Source organism: Streptomyces sp. NPDC026538, from assembly GCF_055567535.1.
This window is the reverse complement of record NZ_JBVHQG010000017.1, coordinates 103,935-130,442: the sequence shown is the minus strand read 5'-3', so window position 1 is coordinate 130,442 and position 26,508 is coordinate 103,935. Positions and strand designations below refer to the sequence as shown.

The following is a 26,508-nucleotide window of genomic DNA, read 5'->3' as shown; positions in this document are numbered from 1 at the left end:
CCCATGAGCAAGATCCTGATCCGTGGTGCGAAGGTGCTCGGCGGTGAGCCGCAGGACGTCCTGATCGACGGTGCGCTCATCGAGGCGGTGGGCAGCGGGCTGTCCGCCGAGGGCGCCGAGGTCGTGGAGGCCGCCGGCAAGGTGCTGCTGCCGGGCCTGGTCGACCTGCACACCCATCTGCGCGAGCCCGGCCGCGAGGACTCCGAGACCGTGCTGACCGGCACCCGCGCGGCTGCCTCCGGCGGCTACACGGCCGTGTTCGCCATGGCCAACACCTTCCCGGTCGCCGACACCGCCGGTGTGGTCGAGCAGGTCTACCGGCTCGGCCAGGAGCACGGTTACTGCGACGTCCAGCCCATCGGCGCCGTCACCGTCGGCCTGGAGGGCAAGAAGCTCGCCGAACTGGGGGCCATGCACGAGTCGGCCGCCGGGGTCACCGTCTTCTCCGACGACGGCAAGTGCGTCGACGACGCCGTGATCATGCGACGCGCGCTGGAGTACGTGAAGGCCTTCGGCGGGGTCGTCGCCCAACACGCGCAGGAGCCGCGGCTGACCGAGGGCGCCCAGATGAACGAGGGTGTCGTCTCCGCCGAGCTGGGCCTCGGCGGCTGGCCGGCGGTGGCCGAGGAATCGATCATCGCCCGGGATGTCCTGCTCGCCGAGCACGTCGGCTCCCGCGTCCACATCTGCCACCTCTCGACCGCCGGATCCGTCGAGATCGTGCGCTGGGCCAAGTCCCGGGGCATCGACGTCACCGCCGAGGTCACCCCGCACCACCTGCTCCTCACCGACGAGCTGGTGCGGTCCTACAACCCGGTCTACAAGGTCAACCCGCCGCTGCGCACCGAGCGCGATGTCCTGGCCCTGCGCGAGGCGCTCGCCGACGGCACCATCGACATCGTCGCCACCGACCATGCCCCGCACCCGCACGAGGACAAGGACTGCGAGTGGGCCGCCGCCGCCATGGGGATGGTGGGGCTGGAGACCGCGTTGTCGGTGGTGCAGGAGACCATGGTGGCCACCGGACTGCTGACCTGGGCCGGCGTCGCCGACCGGATGTCCGTCAAGCCCGCGCGGATCGGACGGGCCGCCGGTCACGGCCGGCCCGTCTCGGCAGGTGAGCCCGCCAACCTCACGCTCGTCGACACGGAATACCGTGGCGAGGTGGACCCCGCGGGCTTCGCCTCGCGCAGCCGCAACACCCCCTACGAGGGACGCGAGCTGCCGGGCCGTGTCACCCACACGTGGCTGCGGGGCAAGGCGACGCTCGTGGACGGGAAGCTGACGTGACACCTCTGATCCTGCTGGCCGACGAGAAGAAGTCGGCCGCGGTCACCGACTGGTCCGCGCGCATCGGCTGGCTCGTCGGGCTCGCCCTCTTCGTGGCGCTCGTCTACTGGCTGATGCGCGAGGGCTGGAAATGGCGCGGCACCCTCCAGGGTGACCTGCCCGAGCTGCCCAGCGCGCCGGACGACCCCGGCGCGGCCAGACTGACGATGAGCGGCCGCTACCACGGCTCCACCACCGCCGGGCAGTGGCTGGACCGCATCGTGGCCCGCGGCCTCGGCTCCCGCAGCCGGGTCGAGCTCACCCTGACCGACGCGGGCCTGGACGTCGTACGCCCCGGGGCGACCGACTTCTTCATCCCCGCCGCAGCGCTCCGCGAAGCCCTGCTCGGCAAGGGCATCGCGGGCAAGGTCCTCACCGAGGGCGGACTGCTCGTGGTGACCTGGCAGCACGGCGACCGGCTGATCGACTCCGGATTCCGCTCCGACCACGCGGCCGAGCACACCGAGTGGGTCGACGCCCTCAACTCCATGATCAAGACACCCAGCACGGAAGGCGCCGAACGATGACGACCTCCACAAGGGGAGCCGCCAAGACTCCCGCCGTACTCGTCCTGGAGGACGGCCGGATCTTCCGCGGCCGCGCCTACGGGGCCGTGGGGGAGACCTTCGGCGAGGCCGTGTTCTCCACCGGCATGACCGGCTACCAGGAGACCCTCACCGACCCGTCCTACGACCGCCAGATCGTCGTCGCCACCGCCCCGCAGATCGGCAACACGGGGTGGAACGACGAGGACGACGAGTCCAGCCGCATCTGGGTCTCGGGCTACGTCGTGCGCGACCCCTCGCGGGTGCCCTCCAACTGGCGTGCCCGGCGCTCCCTGGACGACGAGCTGGTCGCGCAGGGCGTGGTCGGCATCTCCGGGATCGACACCCGCGCCCTCACCCGCCACCTCCGTGAGCGCGGCTCGATGCGCTCCGGCATCTTCTCGGGCGAGGCGATCGCCACCGACTCCGAGCTCCTCGCGCGCGTGCAGGCCCAGCCGCACATGAAGGGCGCGAGCCTCTACGAGGAGGTCGCGACCAAGGAGACGTACGTCGTCCCCGCGGTCGGGGAGAAGCGATTCACCGTCGCCGCCATCGACCTCGGCATCAAGGGCATGACCCCGCAGCGGATGGCCGAGCGCGGCATCGAGGTGCACGTGCTGCCCGCGACCGCGACCGAGGAGGACGTGTACGCCGTCGGCCCCGACGGCGTCTTCTTCTCCAACGGCCCCGGTGACCCGGCCACGGCCGACGGCCCGGTGGCCCTGATGACCGCAGTCCTGGCACGGAAGACCCCGCTCTTCGGCATCTGCTTCGGCAACCAGATCCTCGGCCGCGCGCTCGGCTTCGGCACCTACAAGCTGAAGTACGGCCACCGGGGCATCAACCAGCCGGTCCAGGACCGTACGACCGGCAAGGTCGAGGTCACCGCGCACAACCACGGCTTCGCCGTGGACGCGCCGCTCGACAAGGTCAGCGACACGAAGTTCGGTCGCGCCGAGGTGTCCCACGTCTGCCTGAACGACGACGTCGTGGAGGGGCTGCAGCTGCTCGACCAGCCGGCCTTCTCTGTCCAGTACCACCCCGAAGCGGCAGCCGGCCCGCATGACGCCGCCTACCTGTTCGACCGCTTCGTCTCTCTGATGGAGGGCCAGCGTGCCTAAGCGCACCGATATCCAGTCCGTCCTGGTCATCGGCTCCGGCCCGATCGTCATCGGCCAGGCCGCGGAGTTCGACTACTCCGGCACCCAGGCCTGCCGCGTGCTGCGCGCCGAGGGCCTCAGGGTCATCCTGGTCAACTCCAACCCGGCGACGATCATGACCGACCCGGAGATCGCCGACGCGACCTATGTCGAGCCGATCACCCCGGAGTTCGTCGAGAAGATCATCGCCAAGGAGCGCCCCGACGCCCTGCTGCCCACCCTGGGCGGCCAGACCGCGCTCAACACCGCCATCTCGCTGGACGAGAACGGCGTCCTCGCCAAGTACGGCGTCGAGCTGATCGGCGCCAATGTGGCGGCGATCCACAAGGGCGAGGACCGCGACCAGTTCAAGGACGTGGTCGCGGAGGTCCGCCGCAAGATCGGGTACGGCGAGTCCGCGCGGTCGGTCATCTGCCACACCATGGACGAGGTGCTCGCCGGGGTCGACGAACTCGGCGGCTACCCGGTCGTGGTCCGTCCCTCCTTCACCATGGGCGGCGCCGGCTCCGGCTTCGCCCACGACGAGGAGGAACTGCGCCGGATCGCCGGCCAGGGCCTGACCCTCTCGCCCACCACCGAGGTGCTCCTGGAGGAGTCCATCCTCGGCTGGAAGGAGTACGAGCTGGAGCTGATGCGCGACAAGCACGACAACGTCGTGGTCGTCTGCTCCATCGAGAACTTCGACCCCATGGGCGTGCACACCGGTGACTCGATCACCGTCGCCCCGTCGATGACGCTGACCGACCGCGAGTACCAGATCCTGCGGGACATCGGCATCGCCGTGATCCGCGAGGTCGGTGTCGACACGGGCGGCTGCAACATCCAGTTCGCGGTGAACCCCGAGGACGGCCGGGTCATCGTCATCGAGATGAACCCGCGCGTGTCGCGGTCCTCGGCGCTCGCCTCCAAGGCCACCGGCTTCCCGATCGCGAAGATCGCCGCCAAGCTGGCCGTCGGCTACACGCTCGACGAGATCCCCAACGACATCACGCGGGAGACCCCTGCCTCCTTCGAGCCCACGCTCGACTATGTGGTCGTCAAGGCCCCCCGCTTCGCGTTCGAGAAGTTCCCGCAGGCCGACTCCACGCTGACCACGACCATGAAGTCGGTCGGCGAGGCGATGGCCATCGGACGCAACTTCCCCGAGGCCTTCCAGAAGGCGCTGCGCTCGCTGGAGAAGAAGGGCAGCCAGTTCACCTTCGTCGGCGAGCCCGGCGACAAGGAAGCGCTGCTGCACGAGGCGGTACGGCCCACCGACGGCCGGATCAACACCGTCATGCAGGCCATCCGCGCGGGCGCCACGCCCGAGGAGGTCTTCGCGTACACGAAGATCGACCCGTGGTTCGTGGACCAGCTGTTCCTGATCAAGGAGATCGCGGACGAGCTGGCGGCCGCCGCCGAACTCACCCCCGACCTGCTCGCCGAGGCCAAGCGGCACGGCTTCTCCGACCAGCAGATCGGCGAGATCCGCGGGCTGCGCGAGGACGTCGTCCGCGAGGTCCGGCACGCGCTCGGGGTCCGCCCGGTCTACAAGACGGTCGACACCTGCGCGGCCGAGTTCGCCGCGAAGACGCCGTACTTCTACTCCTCCTACGACGAGGAGACCGAGGTCGCCCGGCGCGAGAAGCCGGCCGTCATCATCCTGGGCTCCGGTCCCAACCGCATCGGCCAGGGCATCGAGTTCGACTACTCCTGCGTACACGCGTCCTTCGCGCTGTCGGACGCCGGGTACGAGACCGTGATGGTCAACTGCAACCCGGAGACCGTCTCCACCGACTACGACACCTCCGACCGGCTGTACTTCGAGCCGCTCACCCTGGAGGACGTGCTGGAGATCGTCCACGCCGAGCAGCAGGCCGGTCCGGTCGCCGGCGTGGTGGTGCAGCTGGGCGGCCAGACCCCGCTGGGTCTGGCGCAGGCGCTGAAGGACAACGGGGTGCCGATCGTCGGCACGTCCCCCGAGGCCATCCACGCGGCCGAGGACCGGGGCGCCTTCGGCCGGGTCCTCGCGGAGGCGGGGCTGCCGGCTCCCAAGCACGGCACCGCCACCAAGTTCGCCGAGGCGAAGGCCATCGCCGACGAGATCGGCTACCCGGTGCTCGTCCGCCCGTCGTACGTCCTCGGCGGGCGTGGCATGGAGATCGTCTACGACGAGACCCGCCTCGCCGCCTACATCGCCGAGTCGACCGAGATCAGCCCCTCCCGGCCGGTGCTCGTCGACCGGTTCCTGGACGACGCCATCGAGATCGACGTCGACGCGCTGTACGACGGCCAGGAGCTGTACCTCGGCGGCGTCATGGAGCACATCGAGGAGGCCGGTATCCACTCCGGCGACTCGGCGTGCGCCCTGCCGCCGATCACGCTGGGCGGCTTCGACATCAAGCGCCTGCGGGCCTCGACGGAGGCCATCGCGAAGGGCGTCGGCGTGCGCGGTCTGATCAACATCCAGTTCGCGATGGCCGGGGACATCCTCTACGTCCTCGAAGCCAACCCGCGCGCGTCCCGTACGGTCCCCTTCACCTCGAAGGCGACCGCGGTGCCGCTGGCGAAGGCCGCCGCCCGGATCTCGCTGGGCGCGACCGTCGCGGAGCTGCGCGCCGAGGGCCTGCTGCCGGCCCGCGGCGACGGCGGTGAGCTGCCGTTCGACGCGCCGATCTCCGTCAAGGAGGCGGTCATGCCGTGGTCGCGGTTCCGCGACATCCAGGGCCGCGGCGTCGACACCGTGCTCGGCCCGGAGATGCGCTCCACCGGCGAGGTCATGGGCATCGACTCGGTCTTCGGTACGGCCTACGCCAAGTCCCAGGCGGGGGCGTACGGGCCGCTGCCCACCAAGGGCCGTGCGTTCATCTCGGTCGCCAACCGCGACAAGCGCTCGATGATCTTCCCGGCGCGTGAGCTGGTCGCCCACGGCTTCGAACTGCTCGCCACGTCCGGCACGGCCGAGGTGCTCAAGCGCAACGGCATCAACGCGACCGTCGTGCGCAAGCAGTCGGACGGCATCGGGCCGAACGGCGAGCGGACGATCGTCCAGCTCATCCACGACGGCGAGGTCGACCTCATCGTCAACACCCCGTACGGCACCGGGGGTCGCCTGGACGGGTACGAGATCCGGACGGCCGCGGTGGCCCGGTCGGTGCCGTGTCTGACGACAGTGCAGGCGCTGGCGGCGGCTGTGCAGGGGATCGATGCGCTGAACCACGGCGACGTGGGGGTGCGGTCGCTCCAGGAGCATGCGGAGAGGTTGACGGCCGCGAGGGTCTGAGAGGCCGTAGTGAAGCTGCGGGCCGGTGGGGGCCGGCCGCGCCCACGCGGCGGAGCCGCATATTGAGCACCGCCCCGTGCCCCTTCGGGGGCGCGTTGCCCAGCTGTCGACATGGGGGGCACCGTACATCGGTGTCCCCCTCCGCATGAGGACTCCATGTACAAGATCTTCTTCAACCTCTTTTTCAAGCGGATGGACCCGGAGCAGGCCCATCACCTCGCCTTCCGGTGGATCCGGCTCGCCGCTCGCGTTCCCGTGCTGCGTGCCTTCGTCGCCGCCGCGCTCGCGCCGCGCTACAAGGAACTGCGCACCGAGGTCTTCGGGCTGCGGATGCACGGGCCCTTCGGGCTGGCCGCGGGATTCGACAAGAACGCCGTCGCGATCGACGGGATGTCGATGCTCGGGTTCGATCACGTCGAGATCGGGACCGTGACCGGTGAGGCGCAGCCCGGGAATCCCAGGAAGCGGCTGTTCCGGCTCGTCGCCGACCGGGCGCTGATCAACCGGATGGGGTTCAACAACGACGGATCGCTGACCGTCGCCGCGCGGCTGGCGACCCGTGAGCCCGTCTTCAGGACCGTCGTGGGCGTCAACATCGGCAAGACCAAGGCCGTACCCGAGGCCGAGGCGGTCCGCGACTACGTGAAGTCCGCCGAGCGGCTCGCGCCGTACGCCGACTACCTGGTCGTGAACGTGTCGTCGCCCAACACGCCGGGCCTGCGCAACCTCCAGGCCGTCGACCATCTGCGTCCGCTCCTGACGGCCGTGCGCGAGGCCGCCGACCGTGTGGCGGCGAACCGCCGGGTGCCGCTGCTGGTGAAGATCGCGCCGGACCTCGCCGACGAGGACGTCGACGCGGTCGCCGACCTGGCCGTCGAGCTGGGGCTCGACGGGATCATCGCGACCAACACCACCATCGCGCGGGAGGGCCTCGGGCTGCGCTCCGACGCCGAGCTGGTGAAGGAGACCGGAGGGCTCTCGGGGGCGCCGCTGAAGGCGCGGTCCCTGGAGGTCCTGCGGCGCCTGTACGCGCGCGTGGGCGACCAGATCACCCTGGTCGGTGTCGGCGGCGTCGAGACCGCCGAGGACGCCTGGCAGCGCATCCTGGCCGGTGCCACGCTGGTCCAGGGCTACAGCGCCTTCATCTACGAGGGGCCGTTCTACGCTCGCGACCTCCACAAGGGGCTCGCGGCCCGCCTGCGCACCAGCCCGTACGCCACCCTCGCCGACGCGGTCGGCGCCGATGTGAGGAAGACCGTATGAGCCCGTTGGAACCCTTCGGCGCGCGGCTGCGCCGTGCGATGGACGAGCGCGGTCCGCTGTGCGTCGGCATCGACCCGCACGCCTCGCTGCTCGCCGAGTGGGGCCTGAACGACGACGTGGCGGGGCTTGAACGGTTCAGCCGTACCGTCGTGGAGGCGGTGGCCGACCGGGTCGCGGTCATGAAGCCGCAGAGCGCGTTCTTCGAGCGGTTCGGCTCGCGCGGGGTGGCCGTCCTCGAGCGGGTGGTGCAGGAGGCACGGGACGCCGGGACGCTGGTCGTCATGGACGCCAAGCGCGGCGACATCGGCTCCACCATGGCCGGGTACGCGGAGGCCTTCCTGAGCAAGGACGCGCCGCTGTTCTCGGACGCCCTCACCGTCTCGCCGTACCTCGGCTACGGCTCGCTCAGCCCGGCCGTGGCGCTGGCCCGGGAGAGCGGGGCCGGCCTCTTCGTACTGGCGCTGACCTCGAACCCGGAGGGCCCGGAGGTACAGCACGCGGTGCGCGGCGACGGCCGGACGGTCGGCGCGACCATGCTGGCCCACCTGGCCGCCGAGAACGCCGGGGAGGAGCCGCTGGGCTCCTTCGGCGCCGTCGTCGGTGCCACGGTCGGCGACCTGTCGTCGTACGAGCTCGACATCAACGGCCCGCTGCTCGCGCCGGGTGTCGGGGCGCAGGGGGCGACGGCCGCCGACCTTCCCACGGTCTTCGGGACGGCGGTGCGCAACGTGGTTCCAAACGTGAGCCGAGGTGTTTTGCGTCACGGTCCCGATGTCGGGGCCCTGAGGGCGGCCGCGGAGCGGTTCGCGGGCGAGATCCGGGATGTCCTCGCAGGTCGGTGAGGACTCCGAGGAGTGCTCCGGTGAGCACTTCGACGAGGGCCGGAGCGTGAATACATCCTCAAATCCGGGGCAGTATGTCTGAAATGTCTGGCCTGACGGAGGCTGACCAGGACTTTTCCGCTGTTCTCGCTGACTCCGGCGGACTTGCCCGCTAGTCTCCGAGCAGAGTCAACGGGCAAGCGTGTTGCTCGTAGCTCCCCAGGTGTGGGCCGACTAGGTTCCTCACCGGTCCGTATCCGACAGTTCGACATCCGAGGTGACGTAGGCGTGGCTCTTCCGCCCCTTACCCCTGAACAGCGCGCAGCCGCGCTCGAAAAGGCCGCCGCGGCTCGCCGGGAGCGGGCCGAGGTCAAGAATCGACTCAAGCACTCCGGCGCCTCTCTCCACGAGGTCATCAAGCAGGGTCAGGAAAACGACGTCATCGGCAAGATGAAGGTCTCCGCCCTGCTCGAGTCCCTGCCGGGCGTGGGCAAGGTCCGCGCCAAGCAGATCATGGAGCGACTCGGGATCTCCGAGAGTCGCCGGGTGCGTGGCCTCGGGTCCAACCAGATCGCCTCCCTGGAGCGCGAGTTCGGCAGCACCGGCTCCTGATCACCGGGCCGTCCGGGACGCACGTCCCGGGCAACCTGCGATTGCTGGAATAATCGCTGCATGGCTGCAACATTCCGGGGGACGACCCCCGAGCCCCCGGACGTACGTCCGCGGCTGACCGTGCTCTCCGGCCCCTCCGGGGTCGGCAAGAGCACGGTCGTCGCCCATATGCGCAAGGTGCACCCCGAGGTCTGGCTCTCGGTGTCGGCGACCACCCGCAAGCCCCGCCCGGGCGAGAAGCACGGAGTGCAGTACTTCTTCGTCTCCGACGAGGAGATGGACAAGCTCATCGCCAACGGCGAGCTGCTGGAGTGGGCCGAATTCGCGGGCAACCGCTACGGCACCCCGCGGCAGGCGGTGCTGGAGCACCTGGAGTCCGGTGTGCCGGTGCTGCTGGAGATCGACCTCCAGGGCGCCCGGCAGGTCCGCGAGTCCATGCCGGAAGGCCGGCTGGTGTTCCTGGCGCCTCCTTCCTGGGAGGAGCTGGTGCGCAGGCTCACCGGACGGGGCACCGAGCCGCCCGAGGTGATCGAGCGCCGTCTGGAGGCTGCCAAGATCGAACTGGCGGCGGAGCCGGAGTTCGACGAGACGCTGGTCAACACCTCCGTCGAGGACGTGGCGCGCGAGCTGCTAGCCTTGATGGACGTTGTGTGATCGTCTCTGATCATTCAGACTGAATCTTTCCCATCCATCGGAAGGCAGAGCGTGTCCTCTTCCATCACCGCGCCCGAGGGCATCATCAACCCTCCGATCGACGAGCTCCTCGAGGCCACCGACTCGAAGTACAGCCTCGTGATCTACGCGGCCAAGCGTGCCCGCCAGATCAACGCGTACTACTCGCAGCTCGGCGAGGGTCTCCTGGAGTACGTCGGTCCGCTCGTCGACACCCACGTCCACGAGAAGCCGCTCTCCATCGCCCTGCGCGAGATCAACGCCGGCCTGCTGACCTCCGAGGCCGTCGAAGGCCCGGCACAGTAGTGCTGCAGTAGTACTTTCGTATTGCAGGTGACTTATCCACAGGCCCGGCAGCCGACTGTCGGGCCTGTGGTGTGTGATGGAGTCGTGCGCCGGAGCCGGTGCACGGGAGCCGAGTGCGGGGAGAGACGGTGGACAAGCCGAAGGTCGTGCTGGGGGTCAGTGGTGGCATCGCCGCCTACAAGGCCTGCGAGCTGCTGAGAAGGTTCACCGAGTCGGGCCATGACGTCCGGGTCGTGCCCACCGCCTCCGCGCTGCACTTCGTCGGCGCCGCCACCTGGTCCGCCCTGTCCGGCAACCCCGTCTCCACCGAGGTCTGGGACCACGTCGAAGAGGTCCCGCACGTCCGGATCGGCCAGCACGCCGACCTGGTCGTGGTCGCCCCCGCCACCGCCGACATGCTCGCCAAGGCGGCCCACGGCCTCGCCGACGACCTGCTCACCAACACCCTTCTCACGGCCCGCTGCCCGGTCGTCTTCGCCCCCGCGATGCACACCGAGATGTGGGAGCACCCGGCCACCCAGGAGAACGTGGCCACGCTGCGCCGTCGCGGCGCCGTTGTCATCGAACCGGCGGTCGGCCGTCTCACCGGCGTCGACACCGGCAAGGGCCGGCTGCCCGACCCGACAGAGATCTTCGAGGCCTGCCGCCGCGTCCTCGCGCGGGGCGTGCGGGAGCCCGACCTGGCCGGCCGCCACGTCGTCGTCTCCGCCGGCGGTACCCGGGAGCCCCTCGACCCGGTCCGCTTCCTCGGCAACCGCTCCTCAGGCAAGCAGGGTTACGCCCTCGCCCGCACCGCCGCCGCGCGGGGCGCCCGGGTGACGCTGGTCGCGGCCAACACCACCGGCCTGCCCGACCCGGCAGGCGTGGACGTCGTCCCGGTCGGTACGGCGGTACAGCTGCGGGAGGCCGTGCTGAAGGCGGCCGCCGACGCCGACGCCGTGGTCATGGCCGCCGCAGTCGCCGACTTCCGCCCCGCGGTCTACGCGGCCGGGAAGATCAAGAAGAAGGACGGCCAGGATCCCGAGCCGATCGTCCTGGTGCGGAATCCGGACATCCTCGCGGAGATCTCCGCCGACCGGGCGCGGCCCGGACAGGTGATCGTGGGCTTCGCCGCAGAGACCGACGACGTCCTCGCCAACGGGCGCACCAAACTGGCGCGCAAGGGCTGCGACCTGCTGGTGGTGAACGAGGTGGGGGAGCGCAAGACCTTCGGCTCCGAGGAGAACGAGGCCGTGGTGCTGGGCGCCGACGGCAGTGAGACGCCCGTGCCGCACGGGCCCAAGGAGGCCCTCGCCGACATCGTCTGGGACCTGGCCGCGGCCCGATTGGGTTAACGTTTTCCGGTCATTTGTCAACTCTCCCCGACGCCACATTAGGGTGTGGGGGCCCTGTTCAACGCCGCCGCTCATTGGGCAGAATGCCCGTGCCGCAGGTCACAGCACTTCCGAGTGTCGAGACAGGTGGGCCGGCGGCGGAGTACGACCGATAAACTGTTCTCGGACGATGCCGGGCGCAGCTCCCCGTGTCGTCCGCCAATGATCAGCCAGCAGCCGCTGCAACCCCAGGGAGCGTTGTGTCCCGTCGCCTGTTCACCTCGGAGTCCGTTACCGAGGGTCACCCCGACAAGATCGCTGACCAGATCAGCGACACCATTCTCGACGCGCTCCTGCGCGAGGACCCGACCTCCCGGGTCGCCGTCGAGACGCTGATCACCACCGGCCTGGTGCACGTGGCCGGCGAGGTCACGACCAAGACGTACGCGGACATCGCGACGCTGGTCCGCAACAAGATCCTCGACATCGGCTACGACTCGTCCAAGAAGGGCTTCGACGGCGCCTCCTGTGGCGTGTCCGTGTCGATCGGCGCGCAGTCCCCGGACATCGCGCAGGGCGTGGACACGGCGTACGAGAACCGGGTCGAGGGCGACGACGACGAGCTCGACAAGCAGGGTGCCGGCGACCAGGGCCTGATGTTCGGTTACGCGACGGACGAGACGCCGACCCTGATGCCGCTGCCGATCTTCCTGGCGCACCGCCTGTCCAAGCGCCTCTCCGAGGTCCGCAAGAACGGCACCATCCCCTACCTGCGCCCGGACGGCAAGACGCAGGTCACCATCGAGTACGACGGTGACAAGGCCGTCCGCCTCGACACGGTCGTCGTCTCCAGCCAGCACGCCTCGGACATCGACCTGGAGTCGCTGCTCGCTCCCGACATCCGCGAGTTCGTCGTGGAGCCGGAGCTGAAGGCCCTGCTGGACGAGGGCATCAAGCTCGACACCGAGGGCTACCGCCTCCTGGTCAACCCGACCGGCCGCTTCGAGATCGGCGGCCCGATGGGTGACGCCGGCCTGACCGGCCGCAAGATCATCATCGACACCTACGGCGGTATGGCCCGCCACGGTGGCGGTGCCTTCTCCGGCAAGGACCCGTCCAAGGTCGACCGTTCCGCCGCCTACGCCATGCGCTGGGTCGCCAAGAACGTCGTCGCGGCCGGCCTGGCCTCCCGCTGCGAGGTCCAGGTGGCCTACGCGATCGGCAAGGCCGAGCCGGTCGGTCTGTTCGTGGAGACCTTCGGGACCGCCAAGATCGACGCCGAGAAGATCGAGAAGGCGATCGACGAGGTCTTCGACCTGCGTCCGGCCGCGATCATCCGCGACCTCGACCTGCTCCGCCCGATCTACGCCCAGACCGCGGCGTACGGCCACTTCGGCCGCGAGCTCCCCGAGTTCACCTGGGAGAAGACGGACCGCGTGGACGCCCTGCGCAAGGCCGCGGGCCTGTAGCCCCTAAGTCACCTCGACGAAGGCCCGGCTCCCCTTCGGGAGCCGGGCCTTCGTCGCGTCCCCGGGGCGCGGAAATCGGCTGGCCGCAGTGACGGGGTGATCAGTACGGTGGTGCCGTCCCGGTGCGAGGGCTGCGGTTACTTCCGTGGAGTGTGCCTCTGGGCGCGCGGTGAAGCTGGTGTGTTCCGACCGCTGCCCGGGCTGATCTCGGGACACCGGCGCCGCCCGGTGTGCAGGTCTCGGATACTTCCTTCCGGGTGATCCCCCGCAGGTTCGAATCCTGCTGCCGGTTCTGGACCGGTATGGCCGAGTGGCCCAAGGCAGAAGACCGCCGTACGGCGGTCCGAGGCCGGAATGATCTCGGGCGGCGTCGCTTGTCAGTGGCGTTTGGTAAGAATGCAAGCGTGAGCAGCGACAACGGGCAGGGGGGCGGGGGCGCCGAAGGGGCGCCGCCGGAGCAGCTCGCGCTCATTCGGGAGAGTGTGCGGGGGGCCAAGGTGCCCCGGGCCAAGCCGCGGACCTGGCGCGGGGCCGCGCTGGCCGAGCGGCTGCCGGTCGCCCGGGTGCTCGTGGACAAGGGCGTGCTCCATCTCGACCGGTACTTCGACTACGCCGTCCCGGCCGAGCTGGACGCCGACGCACAGCCAGGGGTGCGGGTGCGGGTGCGGTTCGGGGCCGGCCGGCACCGGGTGCGGGACGGGCGCCGGGAGGGCGGAGGGCTCATCGACGGGTTCCTCGTGGAGCGGCTCGACGAGTCCGACTACGCGGGGCCGCTGGCCGCGCTGGCCCAGGTGGTGTCGCCCGAGCCGGTGCTGAGCGAGGAACTGCTGCGGCTCGCCCGGGCCGTCGCCGACCGGTACGCGGGGAGCCTCGCGGACGTGTTGCAGCTGGCCGTGCCGCCGCGCAGCGCACGGGCCGAGAAGCGGCCGTCCCCCGAGCCGTTGCCGCCCCCGCCGGTGCCCGAGGCCGGATCCTGGACGCGGTACGAGCACGGGACCGCCTTCGTCGAGTCGCTGGCCTCCGGCGGCGCGCCGCGTGCGGTGTGGAACGCCCTGCCGGGGCCCGCGTGGAGCGAGGAGATCGCCCGGGCCGTCGCCGCCACGCTCGCCTCGGGACGCGGCGCGCTCGTCGTCGTACCGGACGGGCGGGCCGCCGCGCGGGTCGATGCCGCGCTGACCGGAGTGCTGGGCGAAGGGCGGCATGCGCTGCTCACGGCCGACGCCGGGCCCGAGAAGCGGTACGCGCAGTGGCTCGCCGTCAGCCGGGGTGCGGTGCGGGCGGTGGTGGGGACACGGGCCGCCATGTTCGCGCCGGTACGGGACCTCGGGCTCGTCGCGATCTGGGACGACGGGGACGACAGCCACAGCGAGCAGCACGCCCCGCAGCCGCATGCCAGGGATGTGCTGCTGCTGCGCGCCGCCCTGGACAAGTGCGGCTTTCTGCTGGGGGGTTGGAGCTGCACCGTGGAGGCCGCGCAGCTCGTGGAGAACGGCTGGGCGCGGCCCCTGGTGGCCGGAAGGGAACAGGTGCGGCGGGCCGCGCCGCTGGTCAGGACGGTCGGGGACGGGGACCTGGCGCGGGACGAGGCCGCGCGCGCCGCGCGGCTGCCGACGCTCGCCTGGCAGGCCGTGCGGGACGGACTGCGGCACGGGCCGGTGCTGGTGCAGGTGCCCCGGCGGGGGTATGTGCCGCGGATGGCCTGCGACCGGTGCCGGGCTCCGGCGCGCTGCCGGCACTGCGCCGGTCCGCTGGAGGCGCGGGACGCCGGGGTGCTGGGGTGCGGGTGGTGCGGGCGTGCGGAGAGCGACTGGCACTGCCCCGAGTGCGGTGGTTTCCGGATGCGGGCCCAGGTGGTCGGCGCCCGGCGGACCGCCGAGGAGCTGGGGCGGGCGTTTCCCGCCGTGCCCGTACGGACCTCGGGGCGCGAGCAGGTACTGGACACCGTGCCGGGGACGCCCGCGCTGGTCGTGAGCACACCGGGCGCCGAGCCGGTCGCCGAGGGCGGCTATGCGGCCGCCCTGCTGCTGGACGGCTGGGCGATGCTCGGACGGCCCGATCTGCGGGCCGGCGAGGACGCGCTGCGGCGCTGGATCGCGGCCGGGGCGCTGGTGCGGCCGCAGGAGGAGGGCGGCACCGTGGTCGTCGTCGCGGAGCCGACGCTGCGGCCCGTGCAGGCGCTGGTGCGCTGGGACCCCGTCGGGCACGCGGTACGGGAGCTCGCCGAGCGGGCCGAGTTGGGTTTTCCGCCGGTGTCGCGGATGGCGGCGGTGTCGGGTCCGGCGGAGGCGCTCGCGGAGTTTCTCGCGTCGGCCGAACTACCCTCGGACGCGGAGGTGTTGGGGCCGGTTCCGGTGCCCGAGGTGCGGGCCGGGGCACCTCGGCGGCCGGGGGCGCCGCCGCCCGGGGAACACTGGGAGCGGGTGCTGGTACGGGTGCCGCCCGGGAGCGGTGCAGCGCTGGCGGCCGCGCTGAAGACGGCTCAGGCCGCGCGGATGGCGCGGGGGAACGGGGAGGCCGTACGGGTGCGGGTCGATCCGCCGGACATCGGCTAGCGGGAAAGCGAGCCATGTGGAGGGGGCGAGGTGGGGGAGGGGCGGGTGCGGTGGCTGGGTAGACGGCTGCCCTCCCGGGTGTTCGCCGGGAGGGCAGAGGGCGGGTCAGCGCCTTGCGGGCAGCCGTTGTGCTGGGGCAGCCGTTGTCCGAGCCTGGTGTGTCCGAGCCTGGTGTGTCCGAGTCAGCCGTTGCGCGGGCCGGGGAAGGCGGTTGGCCTCGCCTCGTCGCGGAGGGTGGGACTGCCCGCGGTCGGCTGGGTCGGCATGGAACGGGCGGCCGGGACCGTGGGCACCGAGGGCAGGCCGACGCCCATGTTGAGGGCGCGAGCGCCGGACGGCTCGGTCGGCCGTTCGGTCTCGGCGGCCGGTGCCGACTGGGCCGTGGCGCGGCGGGCGCCGTAACGGCGGTGCACCGCCTGCTTGGTCACCCCGAGCGCGGAGCCCACCGCGTCCCACGAGAAGCCGAGTGAGCGGTCGAAGTCCACGGCGGCCGTGACCAGGGTTTCGACACTGTCCCGGAGCTCCTGGGCGAGGCGGACCGTCGGGGCGGGGGCGCGTCCGTAGACGACGAAGCCCGTGGAGGGGCCGGAGCGGCGCGGGCGGTAGACGTTGCCCAACTGGGCGGTGAGCGTGCGCAGTGCGTCCACCTGCCGGCGGACCCGCTCGATGTCCCGCACCAACAAGTGCAGGCTGGCCCGGGCCTGGGCGTCGTGGGTTGCGTGGTCGGCCATGAACAAGCCTCTCGAACCGGCGTTGAAAGGAATGGGCCGCGTATGCGGCCCGTTGTGGTCAACTCTTCCTTGACCAACGCGTGGGCGCGCCGCTGGTCACGGTGTGGGGGCGTATGGGCATATGCGTACGCCGTGTTCTCCCGCCCGCGCACCGCCCGTTCGGTCGCGGAGAGGCCGAGTGACCCATGGGGGTGATCGCCGTCGGCGGCTCGCGGTTCGCGGCATAGACTTGTGTGTTGCCGCGTTCGTCGTCTCCGAGAGGCCCTCAGTCGCCCATGAAGCTTGTCTTCGCCGGTACCCCCGAAGTCGCCGTTCCCGCTCTGGACGCTCTCATCGCCTCCGGGCGGCATGAGGTGGCCGCCGTGGTCACGCGGCCCGACGCGCCGGCCGGGCGGGGCCGCAGGCTGATCGCTTCGCCGGTGGCCGAGCGGGCGATGGAGGCCGGCATCGAGGTGCTGAGGCCGCTGAAGCCGCGCGATCCGGAGTTCCTGGAGCGGCTGAAGGCCATCGCGCCGGACTGCTGCCCGGTGGTGGCGTACGGAGCACTGCTGCCGCGGGTCGCGCTCGACGTGCCGGCCCACGGGTGGGTCAACCTGCACTTCTCGCTGCTTCCGGCGTGGCGTGGGGCGGCGCCCGTCCAGCACTCCCTCATGGCGGGCGACGAGATCACCGGCGCGTCCACCTTCCTGATCGAGGAGGGCCTCGACTCCGGGCCCGTCTACGGGACCGTCACCGAGGAGATCCGGCCCACCGACACCAGCGGCGACCTGCTGACGCGGCTCGCGTTCGCCGGGTCCGGGCTGCTCGCCGCGACCATGGACGGCATCGAGGACGGCACGCTCAAGGCGGTACCGCAGCCAACCGAGGGCATCACCCTCGCTCCGAAGATCACCGTCGAGGACGCCAGGGTCGACTGGTCGGCGCCCGCGCTGCGGGTCGACCGGTTGGTGCGCGGCTGCACTCCCGCCCCCGGTGCCTGGACCACCTTCCGGGGTGAGCGGCTCAAGCTGATCCATGTCGCGCCGGTGCCCGAGCGGACCGATCTCGCCCCGGCCGAGATCGCCGTCGGGAAGAACAGCGCGCACGTGGGGACGGGGTCGTACGCCGTGGAACTGCTCTGGGTGCAGGCCCAGGGCAAGAAGCCGATGCGGGCGGCCGACTGGGCGCGCGGTGTGCGCATCGGCGCCGGAGAGACCCTCGGCGACTGAGCCGCCCCTTCTCGGCAGCGGCCTTCCGGTGTGCGCGGCGTACGCTGGGAGTCGCATCATTCTCATACCCGGAGCACCTTTTTCGTGAGCCAGCAGTCCAGGGGGCCGCGTCGGCCCGCCAAGCCCTACCGCCGTCCCCAGAAGGACCCCGTCCGTCTCCTCGCCTTCGAGGCGCTGCGCGCCGTGGACGAGCGGGACGCGTACGCCAACCTCGTGCTGCCACCGTTGCTGCGCAAGGCGCGGGAGAAAGGCGACTTCGACGGGAGGGACGCGGCCCTCGCGACCGAGCTGGTCTACGGGACGCTGCGCCGGCAGGGGACGTACGACGCGATCATCGCCGAGTGCGTGGACCGGCCGCTGCGCGAGGTCGACCCGCCGGTGCTGGACGTGCTGAGCCTCGGCGCGCACCAGCTGCTCGGCACGCGGATCCCGTCCCACGCCGCCGTCTCCGCCTCCGTCGAGCTGGCCCGGGTGGTACTGGGCGACGGGCGTGCCAAGTTCGTCAACGCCGTGCTGCGCAAGGTCGCGCAGGACGATCTCGACGGCTGGCTCGCGCGGGTCGCACCGCCCTACGACCGGGACCCCGAGGACCATCTCGCCGTCGTGCACTCGCACCCGCGGTGGGTCGTCTCCGCGCTCTGGGACTCGTTGGGCGGGGGCCGCGCGGGGATCGAGGAACTGCTGGCCGCCGACAACGAACGGCCCGAGGTGACGCTGGTCGCCCGGCCCGGGCGGGCCACCCCCGAGGAACTGCTCGGCGAGGAGGCGGCCGTACCGGGGCGCTGGTCGCCGTACGCGGTGCGGCTCAGCGAGGGCGGGGAGCCCGGCGCCATCGAGGCCGTGCAGGAGGGGCGCGCCGGCGTGCAGGACGAGGGCAGCCAGCTGGTGGCCCTCGCGCTCGCCAACGCCCCGCTCGACGGCCCTGACGCGACCTGGCTCGACGGCTGCGCCGGGCCCGGCGGCAAGGCCGCGCTGCTCGCCGCGCTCGCCGCGGAGCGCGGGGCCGTGCTCCTCGCTGCCGAGAAGCAGCCGCACCGGGCCGGTCTGGTCGAGAAGGCGCTGTCCGGCAATCCGGGTCCGTACCAGGTGATCACCGCCGACGGCACACGGCCGCCGTGGCGGCCCGGCACCTTCGACCGGGTGCTGATGGACGTCCCCTGCACCGGTCTCGGCGCCCTCCGCCGGCGCCCGGAGGCGCGCTGGCGCCGTCGGCCCGAGGACCTCGACAGCTTCGCTCCGCTGCAGCGTGCGCTGCTGCGGACGGCGATCGACTCGGTGCGGGTGGGCGGGGTCGTCGGGTACGCCACGTGCTCGCCGCATCTGGCGGAGACGCGGGCGGTGGTGCAGGACGTGCTCAAGCAGCGGCCGGAGACGGAGCTGCTGGACGCGCGTCCCCTGCTGCCGGGCGTGGCCGCCCTGGGGGAGGGCCCGGACGTCCAGCTGTGGCCGCATCTGCACGGCACGGACGCGATGTACCTGGCGCTGATCCGGAGGACCGGCTGAGGCGGGGTTCCGCTTACCGGCGCGTGCAGGGTGCCGCCCGCTGCCACGGCTGGGGGTCCTGGAAGGACGCGCCTGGTGCAGCACCCCGTCAGGGGCGCGGGAAACCGCGCGATCAGGCACGAATCGCCTGCGCTGTCCGAACAACGGTCCCCATCCCGAACCTGGATCGGCCCTCCCCGCCAGGGCATGGCACGCTTGACGCATGGCCGCGCAGATCAACCCCAGCATCCTGTCCGCCGACTTCGCCCGCCTCGCGGACGAGGCCAAGGCGGTCGAAGGCGCCGACTGGCTCCACGTCGACGTCATGGACAACCACTTCGTCCCGAACCTCACGCTCGGCGTGCCGGTCGTAGAGTCCTTGGCCCGGGCCACGGACACCCCGCTGGACTGCCATCTGATGATCGAGGCCCCCGATCGCTGGGCACCGCAGTACGTCGAAGCGGGTGCCTCGTCCGTCACCTTCCACGTGGAGGCGGCGGCGGCCCCGGTGCGGCTCGCGCGCGAGATCCGTGCGAAGGGCGCCCGCGCCTCCATGGCGCTCAAGCCCGCGACGCCCATCGAGCCGTACGAGGACCTGCTCCCCGAGTTGGACATGCTGCTCATCATGACGGTGGAGCCGGGCTTCGGCGGCCAGGCGTTCCTCGACATCATGCTGCCGAAGATCCGCCGCAGCCGGGAGTTGATCAGCAAGCACGGGCTGGAGCTGTGGCTGCAGGTCGACGGTGGAGTTTCGGCGTCGACGATCGAGCGGTGCGCGGACGCCGGAGCCGACGTTTTCGTGGCAGGTTCCGCGGTGTACGGGGCAAACGACCCGGCAGAGGCGGTACGTGCACTACGCACCCAGGCCGAGACGGCCACGGCTGCCGCGTCCTGGGCGTGCGACCACTGAGGTACGGGAACGTGAACGGCTCCGATCAGGGCTGATCGACTGCGCCGGATCTGCAAGGATGAACGGCGTATCCAGAGTGTGAACAGCAGTGAGGAGATGGCCGTGTCGGGTATGTCGGCGGGCCGGTCAGCCATGCGGATGGGACCCGCTGAGCTGGTGCAGGCGGCGGCCATGGCCCGCCGCTTCTACCTTGAGGGCAAGTCCAAGATCCAGATCGCTGAGGAGTTCGGCGTCAGCCGCTTCAAAGTGGCCCGGGTACTGGAGACTGCCCTCGAAAGGGATCTCGTACGCATCGAGATCCGTGTGCCGGCCGAACTGGACGCCGAGCGCTCCGACGCGCTCCGCGCCCGCTACGGCCTGCGGCACGCCGTGGTGGTCGAGTCCCCGGCCGAGGCGGAGGAGACCCCCGACCCCGAGAACCTCGGAGAAGTGGCCGCCGACCTGCTCGGCGAGCTGGTCAACGAGGGCGATGTGCTCGGCCTCGCCTGGGGCCGATCCACCATCCACATGGCGGCGGCGCTCGACCGGCTGCCTCCGTGCACGGTGGTGCAGCTGACGGGCGTGTACGACGCCGGGACCTCCGAGCGCGGTTCGGTCGAGGCCGTCCGGCGCGCCGCCCAGGTGTCCGGCGGCGACGCCCACCCCATCTACGCGCCGATGCTGCTGCCGGACGCGGCGACCGCTGCCGCGCTGCGCAACCAGACCGGCATCGCCCGGGCCTTCGAGTACTTCGACAAGGTCACGGTCGCCTGCGTCTCCATCGGCTCCTGGGAGCGCGGCATCTCGACGGTGCACGACATGCTCAGCGACGAGGAGCGTGCGCACTACGCCACGCTCGGCGTCGCCGCCGAGATGGCCGCGCACCTCTTCGACGCCGAGGGCCGCCGGGTCGGACGCGACCTGGGGGAACGATGCATCACGGTCAAGGCCGACCAGCTGCGCCGTATCCCCGAGGTCGTCGCGATCGCGGGCGGGCAGCGCAAGGCGGCCGCGATCGACGCGGTGCTGAGGTCGGGGCTGGTCACCAGCCTCGTCACCGACACCTCGGCCGCCGACTACCTGATGACGGCGGGGCCGACGCCCAAGCCGACGCTGAACCGTTCCGACCCCGACGGTTCCTGACGGGGATCGCCGCGGTGGCATCGCCGACAACGCTGCCGCGGTGCTCCCCGCTGCCCCGCTCCGTGTCAGACGCCGGTCGTGAGCATCATCCGGAAACGGGCCTCGTCGCGCATCATGCGGTCGTGCGCGGCGGCCGCCTCCGCCGGCGGGGCCTCCTCTACCCAGGCCCGCACCCCGTGCCGCGCGGCGAGGCGGGGGTGTCCCCGACGCCCATGGCGTCTCCGCTCGGACGACCGTGCGCGGTACGGGAGTTGGTGACGAGCTGGGGCGAGGGCTGCTGCACGGGGGCCGCGCCGATGCCCACCACTAGCAGTTCACCGCCGGCCTTCAGACCGCCCGTCACGACGGCCATGGCTCAGGCGTCGGCCTGCGGCCTCACGAAGGCCTTCTCAGGGTTGGCCGGCGGCCTCACGAAAGGCCTTCTCAGGAAACGGGCTCCGCGGGACCGGCGGACAGCGCCGCGTCGATCAGGACGGCGGCGGCCTGCCGGGCGACCGCGCCCGCCGACGGGTCGCGGTCCATCCGTGCGGACAGGCCGCCCCCGTCGTACAGCAGGTGGAGCTGGCGGGCGAGGATCTCGGGATCCGGGGCGCCGGCCTCCCGGGCGAGGTCGGTGAACAACGCCCGGACCCAGGCGCGGTAGGTGTCGGAGACCTCTTCGATGGCGCTGCCGTGCTTGGCCTCCGCGCTGGCCGCCACGAAGGCGCACCCGTGGTAGCTCTGCTCGGCGAAGAGCGCGGCCTGCGCGTCGAAGACGGCCAGCAGCCGCTCCCGCGGATCGTCGGTGCCGTGGATGGCCCGCAGCAGGCGGGCGGACATCCGGGCGTACCGCGAGTCGAGATAGGCGCGGACGAGCTGTTCCTTGCCGCCGAAGGTGTTGTACAGCGAGGCCTTGGCGACCCCGGCGCGCTCGATGATCCGGTCGATGCCGACCGTCTGCACGCCCTCCGCGTAGAACAACTCGTTCGCGGCCGACAGCAGTCGCTCCCGGGCCGTGGGAGCCTTGGCAGTCGACGTCTTCGTCATGCCACCCACCTTCTCGACACTTCCACTCTACGACTGACCAGACCGGTCTACTCAGTCACCGGGACGCCGTGTCGGCACGCTCGGACTCCCGGGCGTCGACAGCGGGCGAGCCTCCGGCGGCCACCAGGACCCCGGGCGCGCTCTGCGGGCCGCGGCGCAGCAGCAGAGCGGCGAGGGCCAGCAGCGCCAGGGCGATGACCACCGCGCCGTACTCCTCGGAGGTCGGGACCAGCCCGCCGCCGTGCACCACCAGCGTTCCGGCGACGACGGAGGGGACGCCCATGCCGAGGTAGGCGACGACGAACAGCAGGGACAGCACGCCCGAGCTCTCGTGCGGCCTGGTCAGCGGCAGCACGGTGCGGATGCCGCCCTGGAAGCCGCTGCCGAAGCCGAAGCCGGCGACGGCCGTACCGACGAAGAACAGCACTGGTGCGCTCTGGCCGACGGCCAGCAGGGTGACGGCGACGCCGACGACCAGCGCTCCGATGCCGGTGTACATCACGGTCGTCGCCGTGGCAGTGCGCAGCACGAGGACGGAGGCGGCCGCCACGAACGCGAGGACGAAGAGGCCGAGGCCGCCGTAGACGGCGGAGTCGGAGCCGACCAGGGTGCGGACCAGGGCGGGGCCGAGGGAGCCGTAGAAGCCGGCGAGGGCCCAGACGGCGAAGATGACCGGGGCGGCCGCGAGGGCGGCACCGCGGACCGTGCGCGGAAGCTTGATCTCGGGCACCAGGCTCGCCAGGGCGCCGGGCTCACGGGTGACGGTCTCGTCGACCAGGGCGATGGCCACGGCCTGGGCCACGAACACACCCAGCAGGCCCAGGTAGATCGTGTGGGTCGGGGCGGGCAGGTACTGCACGACGAATCCGCTGACCAGGGCGCCTGTCGCGGTGCCCAGGCCGGGGGCGAAGGCGTTCGCCACGGTGCCCCGGGAGCGGTTGATGTCCATCATCGCGGCGCCGACCGCGCCGAGCGCGGCGCCGGTGGACAGGCCCTGCACGACCCGGGCGGCGAGCAGTTCGCCCACGCCTCCGGCGGTGGAGAACAGCACCATCGCGACGGCCTGCGCGGCGATCGCGGTGATCAGGACGGGGCGGCGGCCGACGTGGTCGGACAGCTTGCCGAGGACCAGCAGGCCGGTGAGCACGGCGATGGCGTAGATACCGAAGACCACGGTGGTGGTGATCGGACTGAAGCCCCATTCGGCTTGGTAGGAGGCGTAGAGCGGGGTGGGCGCGCTGGAGGCGGCGAGGAAGGAGACGACGACGGAGGCGAGCACGTAGAACGCCGCGCGCGGCGGGATCGGCTTGCTCGCCGGCTTGGTTCGCTCGTGCGGTGCGAGGTGGTTCATCGGGGAGATCCTTCGCGGGGCCGGGGCCGGATACCGTCGGTTGACAGATGGTGAGTGAGTAGACCGGTCTGTCTACATGTGCTGGTCAACCTCATAGACAGGTCTGTCTATTCCGGCGGCGCGAAAAAAAGTGCCGGCACCGCCGGATCGCTCGGCCCCGCGGATCCGGAAGGACGGCTCCCGCATCGCGGACCTCCTCCGGACTCCGTAGCGCACTCCGCGCAGTGCACTCCGCGAGCCGATCTCGACGCTGTCGCGTGGAGCGTCTGCGCCGACCGGGCGCCGCCGGCCCCGATTATGTGTACGACATACGTGTACGACCTACGTGCGCGGCTCATGTGTACGACGGGCCGAGCGCCGATCGCATCGGGAGGACGCGGTGAGCACTGAACCCCAGCCCGCACGGGAAGCCGAACCACAGCCGGTGCTAGGACCGTTGACCACCGCCGCGATCTTCCTGGTGGTCACCGTGCGCCCCGGGTACGAGGAGCGGGTACGGGAGGTGCTGGGCGATCTGAGCTCGCTGCGGCGCAGTTTCGGCTTCGGCGCCCCGGAAGCCGCCCTGAGCTGTGTCGCGGGGATCGGCTCCGAGGCATGGGACCGGCTGTTCGACCATCCGCGCCCGGCCGGACTGCGTCCCTTCCAGCCGTTGGAAGGCTCCCGGCACACCGCGGTCGCCACCCCCGGCGACGTCCTCTTCCACATCCGGGCCGGCCGCTTCGACCTCTGCTTCGGGCTGGCCGCCGAGATCATGCACCGGCTGCGGGACGCGGTGACCGTCGAGGACGAGGTGCAGGGCTTCAAGTACCACGACGCCCGCGACCTGCTGGGCTTCGTCGACGGCACCGAGAACCCGGTCGGCGCCGCCGCCCGCGGGGCCGTCCTGATCGGCGCGGAGGATCCCGCGCACGCCGGCGGCAGCTATGTGATCGTGCAGAAGTACCTGCACGACCTGGACGCCTGGAACGCACTGCCGGCCGAGACGCAGGAGCGGATCATCGGCCGTACCAAGGCCACCAACATCGAGCTGGAGGAGCCGGGCTCGCACGTCGACCTGAACACCGTCACCGGACCGGACGGCGAGGAGCAGGACATCCTGCGCGACAACATGCCCTTCGGCAGCCCCGGCCGGGGCGAGTTCGGCACCTACTTCATCGGGTACGCCCGTACCCCGGACGTCATCGAACGCATGCTGCGCAACATGTTCCTCGGCACGCGGGACGCCACCCACGACCGGATCCTCGACTTCTCCACGGCGGTCACCGGCACGCTCTTCCAGGTGCCGTCCGGCGACTTCCTCGACGACCTGCCCCCGGCTCCCGGGAAGGCATGACGCCGGTGCGCATTGTCACGCGGCGCACCGGTGGGATCTACTACACCGTGATCCCTACAACTCCTCCCGGGCGGTGCTGAGATGACGACGAGTCCGCATCTGGTCGTGCTCGACCTCGCCGGGGTCCAGGACAAGGCCGGTCTCATGGACCGCGCCGTCTCCGCCCTGAGCCTGCCCGACTGGTTCGGCCGCAACTGGGACGCCCTGGCCGACAGCCTGCGCGACCCCTCGGTCTGGCCGCCGGAGGCGGTCGACCGCGGACTCCTCCTGGTCGTGACCGGCTGGCAGGGCTACGCGGGGACCCGGCCGGACGAGTGGAAGACGGCCCAGGACGTGTTCGCCCAGGCCTCGGACGGCGAACCGAGACTCACGGTGGCGCTCGCCCTCGGCTGAGGCGGGAAGCCGTGCGCACCGCCCTTGGAGGTTCCTCCTAACCGCCGCTGACCTGCCTGGACGTTCGTCCTGGGCACCGCATACCGGTCGCCATGGGACAATCAAGTACGTGCTTTTCCCCCTGGCCGGCCGGTCCGGGGGTCACCTCTGATCGACCGGGATGTGCGGCACGTGCGTTTCCTCAATGACATCCAGCCCGCGTACGACCTGACGTACGACGACGTCTTCATGGTGCCGAGCCGCTCCGCGGTCGGCTCGCGTCAGGGCGTGGACCTCGACTCGCCGGACGGCACGGGCACCACCATCCCGCTGGTCGTCGCCAACATGACCGCGATCGCGGGTCGGCGGATGGCCGAGACGGTGGCCCGGCGCGGCGGACTCGTCGTGATCCCGCAGGACATCCCGATCGACGTGGTCACCGACGTCATCACCTGGGTGAAGAGCCGCCACCTGGTGCTGGACACCCCGATCGTGCTGGCCCCGCACCAGACCGTCGCCGACGCGCTGGCCCTGCTGCCCAAGCGGGCGCACAACGCGGGTGTCGTCGTCGACGAGGACGGCCGCCCCGTCGGCGTCGTCACCGACCGGGACCTCAGCGGCGTCGACCGCTTCACCCAGCTGGCCGAGGTCATGTCCCGTGACCTGCTGCTGCTCGACGCGGACATCGACCCGCGCGAGGCGTTCAACAAGCTGGACGCGGCCAACCGCCGCTACGCGCCCGCCGTCGACCGGGACGGCAAGCTGGCCGGCATCCTCACCCGCAAGGGCGCCCTGCGCGCCACCCTGTACACCCCGGCCACCGACGCGCAGGGCAGGCTGCGGATCGCCGCCGCCGTCGGCATCAACGGGGACTTCGCCGACAAGGCCAAGCAACTGCTCGACGCGGGCGTCGACACGCTCGTCATCGACACCGCGCACGGCCACCAGGAGTCGATGATCAGCGCGATCAAGCTGGTCCGCGGCCTCGACCCGCAGGTCCCGATCGCGGCCGGCAACATCGTCTCCGCCGAGGGCGTCAAGGATCTCGTCGACGCGGGCGCGGACATCATCAAGGTGGGTGTGGGCCCGGGCGCCATGTGCACCACCCGCATGATGACCGGCGTCGGCCGGCCGCAGTTCTCGGCGGTGCTGGAGTGCGCCGCGGAGGCGAAGAAGTACGGCAAGCACGTGTGGGCCGACGGGGGTGTCCGGCACCCGCGGGACGTCGCCATGGCACTGGCCGCGGGCGCCTCCAACGTGATGGTCGGCTCCTGGTTCGCCGGCACCTACGAGTCGCCGGGCGACCTCCAGCAGGCCGCCGACGGGCGGCTGTACAAGGAGTCCTTCGGCATGGCGTCCGCGCGGGCGGTGCGCAACCGGACATCCGACGAGTCGGCCTACGACCGGGCCCGCAAGGCGCTCTTCGAGGAGGGCATCTCGACGTCCCGGATGTTCCTCGACCCGGGCCGGCCGGGCGTGGAGGACCTGATCGACTCGATCATCGCGGGCGTGCGGTCCTCGTGCACCTACGCCGGTGCGGGGTCCCTGGAGGAGTTCGCCGAGAAGGCAATCGTGGGGATCCAGAGCGCGGCGGGCTATGCGGAGGGCAAGCCGCTGCACGCGAGCTGGAGCTGACCCAAAGAGGGTGCCTCGCCGTTTTCGGGTGCGG

The 26,508-nt window shown here is 71.4% G+C and carries 23 protein-coding genes; 19 read left to right on the top strand and 4 right to left on the bottom strand.

The annotated features are described in order from the left end of the window. The first annotated feature begins 3 nt into the window (after positions 1-3). The 12 genes from ACZ4N4_RS43490 to ACZ4N4_RS43435 all read left to right on the top strand — a co-directional run bounded on the left by ACZ4N4_RS43490 (position 4) and on the right by ACZ4N4_RS43435 (position 15,304). Positions 4-1,290, top strand: coding sequence for a dihydroorotase (locus ACZ4N4_RS43490; protein WP_467599676.1), 1,287 nt, complete (start codon positions 4-6; stop codon positions 1,288-1,290). Next, the gene (locus tag ACZ4N4_RS43485) at positions 1,287-1,856 is read left to right on the top strand and encodes a PH-like domain-containing protein (protein WP_467599673.1); all 570 of its coding nucleotides are present in this window, start codon (positions 1,287-1,289) and stop codon (positions 1,854-1,856) included. Before ACZ4N4_RS43490 ends, ACZ4N4_RS43485 begins: the two co-directional genes overlap by 4 nt. Next, positions 1,853-2,995, top strand: a complete 1,143-nt coding sequence (gene carA / locus ACZ4N4_RS43480) for a glutamine-hydrolyzing carbamoyl-phosphate synthase small subunit (protein ID WP_467599670.1) — start codon at positions 1,853-1,855, stop codon at positions 2,993-2,995. Before ACZ4N4_RS43485 ends, carA begins: the two co-directional genes overlap by 4 nt. Then, entirely contained in the window at positions 2,988-6,296 is a 3,309-nt protein-coding gene (carB, locus tag ACZ4N4_RS43475; protein WP_467599667.1) for a carbamoyl-phosphate synthase large subunit, read from the top strand. Before carA ends, carB begins: the two co-directional genes overlap by 8 nt. 156 nt (positions 6,297-6,452) lie before the next feature. Beyond that, positions 6,453-7,559, top strand: coding sequence for a quinone-dependent dihydroorotate dehydrogenase (locus tag ACZ4N4_RS43470; RefSeq protein WP_467599665.1), 1,107 nt, complete (start codon positions 6,453-6,455; stop codon positions 7,557-7,559). Next, on the top strand, positions 7,556-8,401 hold the full coding sequence (pyrF, locus tag ACZ4N4_RS43465; RefSeq protein WP_467599662.1) for an orotidine-5'-phosphate decarboxylase: 846 nt from the start codon (positions 7,556-7,558) through the stop codon (positions 8,399-8,401). Before ACZ4N4_RS43470 ends, pyrF begins: the two co-directional genes overlap by 4 nt. A gap of 267 nt (positions 8,402-8,668) precedes the next feature. Beyond that, positions 8,669-8,992, top strand: coding sequence for an integration host factor (locus tag ACZ4N4_RS43460; protein WP_003977346.1), 324 nt, complete (start codon positions 8,669-8,671; stop codon positions 8,990-8,992). Between the two features lie 60 nt (positions 8,993-9,052). Continuing rightward, positions 9,053-9,646 carry a guanylate kinase gene (gene gmk / locus ACZ4N4_RS43455; protein ID WP_453577108.1) on the top strand — a complete coding sequence of 198 codons (594 nt, stop codon included), beginning with the start codon at positions 9,053-9,055 and terminating at the stop codon, positions 9,644-9,646. A 51-nt stretch (positions 9,647-9,697) separates the two neighbouring features. Next, on the top strand, positions 9,698-9,970 hold the full coding sequence (gene rpoZ / locus ACZ4N4_RS43450) for a DNA-directed RNA polymerase subunit omega (RefSeq protein ID WP_003982715.1): 273 nt from the start codon (positions 9,698-9,700) through the stop codon (positions 9,968-9,970). Between the two features lie 128 nt (positions 9,971-10,098). Beyond that, positions 10,099-11,304, top strand: a complete 1,206-nt coding sequence (gene coaBC, locus ACZ4N4_RS43445; protein WP_453577106.1) for a bifunctional phosphopantothenoylcysteine decarboxylase/phosphopantothenate--cysteine ligase CoaBC — start codon at positions 10,099-10,101, stop codon at positions 11,302-11,304. 239 nt (positions 11,305-11,543) lie between these two features. After that, positions 11,544-12,752 carry a methionine adenosyltransferase gene (metK, locus tag ACZ4N4_RS43440; protein WP_450759106.1) on the top strand — a complete coding sequence of 403 codons (1,209 nt, stop codon included), beginning with the start codon at positions 11,544-11,546 and terminating at the stop codon, positions 12,750-12,752. Between the two features lie 404 nt (positions 12,753-13,156). Further along, entirely contained in the window at positions 13,157-15,304 is a 2,148-nt protein-coding gene (locus ACZ4N4_RS43435) for a primosomal protein N' (RefSeq protein ID WP_467599658.1), read from the top strand. A gap of 182 nt (positions 15,305-15,486) precedes the next feature. On the opposite strand, the gene ACZ4N4_RS43430 is transcribed toward ACZ4N4_RS43435, so the two are convergent. Then, complete coding sequence (locus ACZ4N4_RS43430; protein WP_450759110.1) at positions 15,487-16,035, bottom strand: hypothetical protein; 549 nt, start codon at positions 16,033-16,035, stop codon at positions 15,487-15,489. 275 nt (positions 16,036-16,310) lie between these two features. On the opposite strand from ACZ4N4_RS43430, the gene fmt reads away from it, so the two are divergent. From fmt to ACZ4N4_RS43410, 4 genes are all read left to right on the top strand, one after another. Further along, positions 16,311-17,243, top strand: coding sequence for a methionyl-tRNA formyltransferase (gene fmt / locus ACZ4N4_RS43425; protein ID WP_467599655.1), 933 nt, complete (start codon positions 16,311-16,313; stop codon positions 17,241-17,243). An 84-nt stretch (positions 17,244-17,327) separates the two neighbouring features. Continuing rightward, on the top strand, positions 17,328-18,746 hold the full coding sequence (locus tag ACZ4N4_RS43420; RefSeq protein WP_467599652.1) for an RsmB/NOP family class I SAM-dependent RNA methyltransferase: 1,419 nt from the start codon (positions 17,328-17,330) through the stop codon (positions 18,744-18,746). Between the two features lie 202 nt (positions 18,747-18,948). After that, positions 18,949-19,635 (top strand): ribulose-phosphate 3-epimerase, encoded by a 687-nt coding sequence (rpe, locus tag ACZ4N4_RS43415; protein WP_453577095.1) that lies wholly within the window; start codon positions 18,949-18,951, stop codon positions 19,633-19,635. 78 nt (positions 19,636-19,713) lie between these two features. Continuing rightward, complete coding sequence (locus tag ACZ4N4_RS43410; protein WP_360495407.1) at positions 19,714-20,757, top strand: sugar-binding transcriptional regulator; 1,044 nt, start codon at positions 19,714-19,716, stop codon at positions 20,755-20,757. Positions 20,758-20,914: 157 nt separating this feature from the next. On the opposite strand, the gene ACZ4N4_RS43405 is transcribed toward ACZ4N4_RS43410, so the two are convergent. From ACZ4N4_RS43405 to ACZ4N4_RS43395, 3 genes are all read right to left on the bottom strand, one after another. Next, positions 20,915-21,109 (bottom strand): hypothetical protein, encoded by a 195-nt coding sequence (locus ACZ4N4_RS43405; RefSeq protein WP_467599648.1) that lies wholly within the window; start codon positions 21,107-21,109, stop codon positions 20,915-20,917. 71 nt (positions 21,110-21,180) lie between these two features. After that, positions 21,181-21,783: a TetR/AcrR family transcriptional regulator gene (locus tag ACZ4N4_RS43400; protein WP_453577089.1), complete on the bottom strand. Its 603-nt coding sequence runs from the start codon at positions 21,781-21,783 to the stop codon at positions 21,181-21,183. Between the two features lie 55 nt (positions 21,784-21,838). Next, positions 21,839-23,134 carry an MFS transporter gene (locus ACZ4N4_RS43395; RefSeq protein ID WP_467599645.1) on the bottom strand — a complete coding sequence of 432 codons (1,296 nt, stop codon included), beginning with the start codon at positions 23,132-23,134 and terminating at the stop codon, positions 21,839-21,841. A 379-nt stretch (positions 23,135-23,513) separates the two neighbouring features. On the opposite strand from ACZ4N4_RS43395, the gene ACZ4N4_RS43390 reads away from it, so the two are divergent. The 3 genes from ACZ4N4_RS43390 to ACZ4N4_RS43380 all read left to right on the top strand — a co-directional run bounded on the left by ACZ4N4_RS43390 (position 23,514) and on the right by ACZ4N4_RS43380 (position 26,474). Beyond that, positions 23,514-24,467 carry a Dyp-type peroxidase gene (locus ACZ4N4_RS43390; RefSeq protein WP_467599642.1) on the top strand — a complete coding sequence of 318 codons (954 nt, stop codon included), beginning with the start codon at positions 23,514-23,516 and terminating at the stop codon, positions 24,465-24,467. Between the two features lie 81 nt (positions 24,468-24,548). Next, positions 24,549-24,860, top strand: a complete 312-nt coding sequence (locus ACZ4N4_RS43385; RefSeq protein ID WP_467599639.1) for a barstar family protein — start codon at positions 24,549-24,551, stop codon at positions 24,858-24,860. A gap of 171 nt (positions 24,861-25,031) precedes the next feature. Next, positions 25,032-26,474: a GuaB1 family IMP dehydrogenase-related protein gene (locus ACZ4N4_RS43380; protein WP_467599636.1), complete on the top strand. Its 1,443-nt coding sequence runs from the start codon at positions 25,032-25,034 to the stop codon at positions 26,472-26,474. Positions 26,475-26,508 lie beyond the last annotated feature (34 nt).